Origin of the sequence: Streptomyces tricolor (assembly GCF_002155905.1) — a bacterium.
GTDB classification, from domain to species: domain Bacteria; phylum Actinomycetota; class Actinomycetes; order Streptomycetales; family Streptomycetaceae; genus Streptomyces; species Streptomyces tricolor.
Map to the genome: position 1 here is coordinate 1 of NZ_MUMF01000443.1, position 7,347 is coordinate 7,347.

The following is a 7,347-nucleotide window of genomic DNA, read 5'->3' on the forward strand; positions in this document are numbered from 1 at the left end:
GGGACCCGGTGACCGGGGCAGCACCCGTTCCGGGCAGAGCGATCGTCACCGTGAGGGCACGGACCGGGTGGCGTAGGCGGGGAGGGCGGCTGATGAGCGCCGGGAGCCGGTCGTCCCCGCCCCGCACGGTCAGGCCATCTCGACGTAGCGGTGGACCCGGTCGAAGCGCCGGGCCGCCAGGTCCCGGTGTCGGATCACCCAGTGGGCGACGCCGGAGTCCAGTTCCGTGACGTCGTCGCCGCACCTCCACGTGGCCAGGAGAGCCCAGTCGGCGCCCTCCCCGTGGGCCGTACCGCTTTGCCCGGACGGGCCGGCCTCCTCGGAATCACGGGCGTAGTGGACGGGGTCGTTCTGGGGCGAGACCGGATGGCCGCCGATCTGCAAGGTCCAGGAAGGGCGATAGCCGCCCACGTCTTCCCAGGCGCCGCAGAGTTCGTCGGCGAGTTCGAACTGCTCGTCCTCGGGGAAGTCGCCCCATCTGTCGAGGGCGAAGCTCTCCGGCATCTGCGCGCTCGACTGGTGCCAGACCGTGCGGAGTTCACGCGGCCGGTACGGCTCGCGCCGGCTGTGTTCGAGAGGGCTCGGCATTGTCGGGGTCCCGGCGGGGACGTACAGCACCGCGTCGGGCACCGGCCCCTCCTTGCCGTGCACATCGGTGCCGGAGAAGAAGAGCAGGTGGCCGTCGGCGGGCAGCGGAAGGCTGGTCGCGCCCGGCGGGAGGGCCGCGAGGTCGACGGAGGCCACGAAGGGATCGGACGGCTCCGGTGCGCCGTGCGGCAGCAGGGGGTCGCCGCCGACCCGGGCCACGAGGGGACCGTCACCGCCCTCGGCCATGTACACCGCCGGCAGGGCGACACGTATCCATTCCTCCACCTCCTTCGCCGGCAGGCCCCGGGAGGCCGCCTCGGCTCGGAAGCGGTTCAGTCTGTCCACGATCTCGTCGGTCACCGGGCCACCCTAACGGGCGTACGGGCGGGCAGCGGGAGGACCAACTCGCAGGCAGGTAGGGGCATTTACGCCGAGAAGGCACCTGATCCTGGTGGTGGGCAGACCCTTCCGAGCCCGCCGGCGGGAGCTACCTGTGCCTGCCTGCTGCATTGCACAACAGGCGTAGGCGGGGTGTAGCTACTGGTGCGCAGCAGCAGGACGAAGAGGGCCGTCATCGGTGCCTCGACTCGGGGGCAGGAGTGGCGGGCTGCGGCTGCCCGGGGTGCGGAAATACTGCCGGCCCGTGCACCCTGACCTGCGACCGGCGCCGGGGCACGTCTGGTGGTCCGGGCCGGCTGGTGCCCCTGGAGCACGGCTCACCTCACCTTCTGCGGGCATTGTCAGTGGCACGGCGTAGCGTGTGATCATCGAACCAGCACTACGGGGGAAGGCCGACGCATGGGCACGCGCGTGGCACAGGACGGGTACACCGCGGAACTGACGGACGATCTGGAAGTCGTCTACCGCAATCCACAGGGGCGGACGCTCAAGAAGATTCCCGCTGCGATCGTGGGCGCTCCGGGGCTCGCAGCCCTTCTCGGGGCACGGAAGCATCTGCGGAAGCACCGTGAGGCGTGCCGCCTGCAGGCGGCTGAGTGGGCGCAAGGCGGTGTGCGGGTGCCGCGTGCCCTGGCCGACGCGGACCCGCTGTGGCGGGAGGCTCTGGAGGCTGACTCCGTCGAGCTGACCGACGAGTTGGGGGACGGCGGACTGTGGGCCCGTACGTATGCCGGGTTCGACGGCCGCACGCTGACCCAGGTGCTCCCCGAGCAGCTCATCCCGCACCGCGACCGCTTGATGCGCGAGCAGCACTGGGAACCGGACGGCTGCTTCTCCACCGGCATACCGGACCCCTCCGACGGAGCACTGCCCTTCCCCGAGCGCGTCATCGCCGCCCACCCCGGCTTCGAGGAGCTGGCGACCGAGAAGCTCCTGCTCCTGCAGGAACGCACGGGTCAGTGGCGGTTCGTCTTCAAGCAGGACATCGACGCTGTCCTCCAGGGCCTGGAGGAGTCCGCCCCCGCACTGCTGATCACGCTCCTCGACGAGATGGCCGACCTCGCCCTTCGGGAGGGCGAGCACGCGGCAGCCGCCGCCTGGTTCGGACGGGCCCGCACCGCCGAGCGGGTGCAGGCGCGCAAGGCCGACAAGGAGTGGCTGCTGGGGCGGTATCTCACGTACGCCGAGGGCAAGGCCCTCTCCGCCACGGTCCTGCGGGCCTGGGCTCGCGAGCTGGCCGTCAAGGGAGCGGCGAGCGAGGCCGACCTCTCGCGCTTCCGCCAGGTGGTGATCCGCCGCGTCCAGGCGTCGTCCGAGGTGTACCCGCAGCTGGCCGCCGATGTGCGCAAGCTCGCCAAGGCCGCCGGTCTGGACCCCGAGAGGGAACTGGCCACGCTGCTCGGGGAGATGTTCGCGGTCGGCGGCGTCTCGCTGTCCGACGACAAGTTCTGGACCGACTGCCTCAAGGGCCCGGCCATGGACCTGCTCGGCAGCCACGCTCCGGAGGCCGCCCGCCAAGTGCTGAAGCTGCGTCCTCGCCGCTTCAGCGACAGCCCCAAGGTGTGGCGGGAGCTTCTGGAGCGCACGGGTGCGCTGGCGCTGCTCACCGGCGAGGTCCCGGGGCTGCCCGTCGGCGAGGCCGCCGCCTGGCTGTCCGCGTGCATCCGGTCGAACACCGACAGGAACGGTCCCTGGCCCGTGATGTACGAGATCGCCGAGCGGATCGCGCCGAAGCTGGCCGCCGACGGTGTGCCCGTTGAGTTCCGCTACCAGCGATTCGGCGAGTACACCGACTTCAGGACGCCTCTCGACCTGATCGACCTGCTTCTGGAGCACGGCGCCCCGGTCGCCGACCCTCCGGGGCTCCTCGGCCCGTCGCAGCTGTACCACATCCAGCTCAGCCACCGGCCGGAGCTGGAGTTCGTGCAGGCGGACGAGCGCTTCGCCCGCGAACTGCGGGCACGGGTGCGCGCGGACGTGGAGATGACCACCAAGGACCTGGCGTCCAACAGCTGGTACCAGCCGCACCAGACCAAGGGCTGGGACCGGATCCCGCAGCTGTTCGACAATCCGGTCGGGCACGAGGAGATCCGGGCCTGGTTCGACCGCGAGCGGGCCAAGCTGCGCGCGGGGGTCGACTTCGAGGAACTGGTCCTGCTGCTCGGCCGGCTCGTCCACGTGGGGGTGGCGGTGGACCTCCTCCTCAGGGACGCGGACGCCGCCGCGGAGTTCGCGGCGGTGGACGTCATGCCGCTGCTGATGGCGGAGCTGCCCGACACCGTCTCGCGTGCGCAGGTCGAGGAGTTGCTGGGAAGGCTCCAGCCCGACTACGTCGAACAGGAGGGTGTCCGGGGACCCAATCGCGGACCGATCCTGGAGGCACTGCCGCAACTGGGCGAGCCGATGCAGAGCCGGGCCGCTCGTGCCCTGGTCATGGCCGTCAACTGCCGTGCGGGACTGGAGCGGCTGGTCCGCCGCCTCGCCCCCGGCGAGGGCGAGGCGTCACCGACCGCCGGCACGCGGCCGGAGGAGCCGGAGGACCAGGTGAGCCGTCAGATGATGGCGCTCGCGAAGGACGGCACGGCCGTGTGGGGAGGCGATCTGGCGCAGGCCACCACCACGTTCGACCGCCTGCCCCGCAACGGGCGGTTTCGCCGCACGCACGCGTGCGCCGCGGCACTGGTCCTGTGCGCCGTCTCGTCGCGGGCGGACTGCTCGGCGGCCCGGTCGCTGATGATGTACGCCGCCCACCCCTTCGTCACCGGTGAGCCGGGGCATTGGCGGATCGTCCACTGCGAGGTTCCCGAGGACCGTGCCGACGTCAACGCCCCGCTTCCGGGGACCGTCTTCCGGACGGACACGTCCGTCGCCTTCGTACTGGCCAGTGCGGGCAGGGACCCCCGGCGGACGTTGTGGGAGTACTCCCCGGACGGCGTCTTCCCGGAGGACGGCCCACTGGCTGCCGCGGGCGTGAAGCTCACGCGTGCCCATGTGCTGCAGCCGGTCCGCCCCGGCGGCTGGTTCACGCGCTTCGCCGAGCTGTACCGCAAGCACGGCCCGGCACCGGCCCGCCCCGAGCTCGCCGCAGCCTTCGCGGAGCGGCTGGGCCTCTCCCCGGCAGAGGCCACCGCGCTGCTGACCGCACACGTCCCCTGCGCCCCGCACCAGTTGGAGGACGAGGACGACTACGTCTCCGGCCACTACTCCGCCGACCTGGAGTCCTGGAAGATCCGGCACAAGGAGGCGGAACAGGCGGTTGCCGCACTGGCCGACGCGCTCGGCCCCCGGTTCTTCACGACCCTCTACGACAAGCTCCTTCCCGACGACCCCGAGCAGCTGTGGGTCACAGGCCCCGACGTCGACCGGGCCGCCGAGTGGTGGCTGGAGGAGCTGGGCAGCCCCCTGCCCGTACCCACCGCGCTGCTGCCCCTCGCCCTCAAGGAGACACTCCCGCCGCAGGGCGAGGCGGCCTTCGCCCGGCAGAAGCGCCGGGGCGACCGGGGCTGGTGGCCCCACCTGCGGCTGCCCGCCCTGCTCGGCCGCCTCGCCACCGGGGCGGACTGCCTGGCTTCCCACCGCGCGAGCCTGGCCGGCGAACCCCACCTGCTGGCCCTGCCGAGGATCGCCGCCTGGCTCGCCTACCGCACCCCGGCCGGTGACCCGTTGCGCCCCGCGATCGGCGCGGCGATATCCCGGCTGTGCGAGGAGCGGGCCTCGGCCCCCGGCCCGCTCACTCTCTTCTCCCTGCAGACCAACTACCTGATGGGCCCGCCTCCTTCGACCGAGGCGCTCTCCGCTCATCCGGCGGTCACGGAGGTGGCCGAGCCGGCGTACGACATGCGGCATCTGCGTGTGGACCCTGCGGCGCTCAAGGGGCCCGATGATCCGCTGCTGGACACCTTGGACGCCTACCTCGACTCCGTGCTGCCCTCGCAGTGGCTGCCCAGCCCCTCCGGACTGCCCGCCGTCGCGGACCTGCGGCTGCTGCTGAGCGACGACTTCGCCGCGCTCGGGGAGCACCTGGCCACCGACGGCGAGCGGTCCCCCGGCTGGGAACAGGACCCGGCGCGGTCCGTGCCGCATCTCGTCGAGGACTGCGCCAGGGCCTTCGGGCTGGGCAAGGACGCCGCGTCGCTCTACCTGATGCTGCTGGCGCTGCCGGACCCGTCGGACCGCAACGTCAAGGCGTGGACCGGCTGGAAGCCCAGCCGCTTCAAAGATGCGCAGGCCGAACTGGAGGCGTCGGGCCGAGTGCTGCGGGCCGTCCGGTCACGAGCGGGCCGCTCCCTCTTCCTGCCGGGCGCCTGGCAGGAGCGGAAGCCGCCGCGTCTGCCGGTCGAGGCGTCGAAGCTCGGTCTGCTGCCGCTGGCCAGGGAGCACCGGTCGACGTCACACCTGGCTGCGGTGCCCTCCGCCCCGCTGCCCGTGCTGTTCACGCGGGCGTGGGACGGCGTAGCGGCGGGCCTGGCAGGACGATCGGGACAGTACCGATGAGGTGATACCGCTGACGAAGCGCCACGAGGCCGGAACAACCAGGACCGGACCCGGTCGGCAGCGGACGCTCGCCTGCGCGCGGCAGCGTCCGCTGTCCGGCGGACCGCACGGTGCGTGCTCATCGGGTCGGCGGGGATGCGTGCCGTCATTTCTCTGGCCGGTGGTCCGCTTGGTGCCGGAGGCGATGGGCGGCGGAGGCCCGGGGCTGTTGCACGGGCTGACCAGGGTGAGGTCCGGAGAGCAGTTCCAAGGGGCGGTCACCGCGCTCCGCCGGGTACTGCGGGAGCCGCGCCCTGCGGTGGCAGCTGGCCGGCGAGCGTATGAGGTGCCGACTGCCGGCATGGACCACCCCGGGTCGAAGACTCCCGTGAACTCCGGCGGTTCCCTCCGGAGCGTCAGTCCCTCGCCGCAGCCTCATGCGGTAGTCCGGATGGGGAGCCCCTCGGACGGCGCGCCGGCAGTGTGGCGTTCGGTGTGCGACTTGAGTCGCGCCCGGCGGGTTCGAGCGCGGGCGACGGTCGACGTCGGCGGCTGTGCAGCGATGGGCCCTGCTCCAGCCGGTCCGCCCAGGCCGACGACTCCGGGCGCACGGTGAGCCGCCCCGGCGACGACGTCGTACCCGACGGCCGCGAAGTGCCCGGAGCGATCGGGGCCCATGGCCGCCCACCGCTCGTGCAGCGAGGCGCCCGACGGCCTGGAACTCGCAGGCCCGCTCGGTGACCAGCGCGCCGATCGCCGCGCCCCAGGCAGAGCGGCTCGCGCCCGTCCCGGCGCACGACCCGTGAGCGGGCACGGCTCCGTCACCTTCGCCGCCCGGCCGCCGTGCCGCAGGCGTTTGCCCCTGATCGGCCGCAGGCGACAGGCAGCCTCACAGCGATGCAGGTTCAGTGAGCCCTTTCCAACCTGGCTCCGGCAGGAACCCGGCGAGGCTGTCTTGCTGCGCGGTTGACGGACCTGCAGGTGACGGAATTCACGGCGTGCTGGGAGGCTCTGTGAGCAGGCGTGGTGCCGGCGGCAGCGGCGTAGGCGCTCCCGTCTCTGGCGCGGCGCGAAACGCCTCGATCACGTAGGCGGCGAAGCGGCGGGAGGCCGTGGCCCGGGCGGCACGCGGCGCGCCTTGGAGGCCCCGGTGGGCCATGAGCATGAGGATCAGGTCGTCGACGACGAAGCCGGGGCGCAGCTGGCCGGTCTCCTGGGCGCGGCGGGCCAGTTCTCCGACCGCGCGCCGAGCCTGCTCTTGGTCGGCGGCGAAGTCCATGGCCTCGGGGAAGGCCGTCATGAAGGCGTCGGCGAATCCCCGACTGTGCGCGTGGAGTTCGCAGATCCGCTCGATCAGGCTCCGGAATCCGTGCCATGGGTCCGGGTCCGTAAGGGCGTCGCGGACGGCGGCGCGGCAGGCCCGCCGCTGGTCGGCGAAGGCCTCCGCGATCAGTGCCTGTTTGGCCGGGAAGTGCCGGTACAGCGTGGCGGGGCCGACGCCTGCGTGCCGGGCGACCTCGCGCATGGGCGCACTCAGGCCCTCTTCGCCGAACACCGCGCGGGCGGCGTCCAGGATGCGGGCCCGGTTGTCGCGGGCGTCGGAGCGCACGGTCTGAGGCAAATGGCGGGTCATCGGTTCTCACTTTAGCCAAGCGGGCGGGGGCGTCCGTTACGGTCCGATGGCGGTGCTGCCGCCCCGTCCCGGCACTTCGCCGGTGACGCCCCGGCCGTGGGGGCCGGCTCGACGCCCGCGGCCGCAGCAGCTGCGATCCGTCCTTCCACCGACCCGAGGAGCCGAGATGAAAGCCGTCGTGATCAGGACGTTCGGAGACCCCGATGGCCTGGAGATCGTCGATGTGCCCGTGCCCGTTCCTGCCCCGGGGCAGG

At 72.5% G+C, this 7,347-nt stretch carries 3 protein-coding genes; 1 reads left to right on the forward strand and 2 read right to left on the reverse strand.

The genetic code is table 11. The annotated features are described in order from the left end of the window. Positions 1 to 129 precede the first annotated feature (129 nt). The gene (locus tag CCN44_RS29105; protein WP_059255636.1) at positions 130 to 948 is read right to left on the reverse strand and encodes a DUF1963 domain-containing protein; all 819 of its coding nucleotides are present in this window, start codon (positions 946 to 948) and stop codon (positions 130 to 132) included. Positions 949 to 1,386: 438 nt separating this feature from the next. On the opposite strand from CCN44_RS29105, the gene CCN44_RS29110 reads away from it, so the two are divergent. After that, positions 1,387 to 5,481, forward strand: a complete 4,095-nt coding sequence (locus CCN44_RS29110; RefSeq protein ID WP_086700839.1) for a hypothetical protein — start codon at positions 1,387 to 1,389, stop codon at positions 5,479 to 5,481. 970 nt (positions 5,482 to 6,451) lie between these two features. Here CCN44_RS29110 and CCN44_RS29115 read toward each other — a convergent pair. Then, positions 6,452 to 7,093, reverse strand: coding sequence for a TetR/AcrR family transcriptional regulator (locus CCN44_RS29115; protein WP_208639859.1), 642 nt, complete (start codon positions 7,091 to 7,093; stop codon positions 6,452 to 6,454). Positions 7,094 to 7,347 lie beyond the last annotated feature (254 nt).

Coding starts and splice junctions, on each gene's coding strand:
- CCN44_RS29110 (WP_086700839.1), top strand. CDS start 1,387: ATGGGCACGCGCGTGGCACAGGACGGGTACACCGCGGAACTGACGGAC.
- CCN44_RS29115 (WP_208639859.1), bottom strand. CDS start 7,093: ATGACCCGCCATTTGCCTCAGACCGTGCGCTCCGACGCCCGCGACAAC.